Source organism: Rhodococcus sp. ARC_M6 (assembly GCF_022810305.1).
Lineage (GTDB): Bacteria > Actinomycetota > Actinomycetes > Mycobacteriales > Mycobacteriaceae > Rhodococcus_F.
Map to the genome: position 1 here is coordinate 1 of NZ_JALGQH010000098.1, position 291 is coordinate 291.

The 291-nt window shown below is 64.9% G+C and carries 1 protein-coding gene; it reads right to left on the bottom strand.

Translation table 11 applies throughout. The annotated features are described in order from the left end of the window. Positions 1 to 291, bottom strand: a 291-nt coding sequence (locus MTX36_RS30760) for an SDR family NAD(P)-dependent oxidoreductase (protein WP_243623215.1), incomplete at both ends; no start/stop codon positions are given.

Genomic DNA, 291 nt, shown 5'->3' on the forward strand with positions numbered 1-291 from the left:
CACCCGCGAGCATCGGGGTGTCGATGATGCCGGGAGCAATCGTGTTGACGCGGATGCCGAACTGCGCGAGGTCGCGGGCAGCGGGAACCGTCATGCCGTGCACGCCACCCTTGGAAGCGGAGTACGCGATTTGGCCGATCTGGCCCTCGAACGCGGCAACGGAGGCGGTGTTGATGACAACGCCGCGCTGACCGGACTCGTCGACGGTATCCGTCTTGGACATAGCGTCGGCAGCCAGGCGCATCACGTTGAACGTGCCCAGCAGGTTGACGGTGATGACCGTGCGGAACA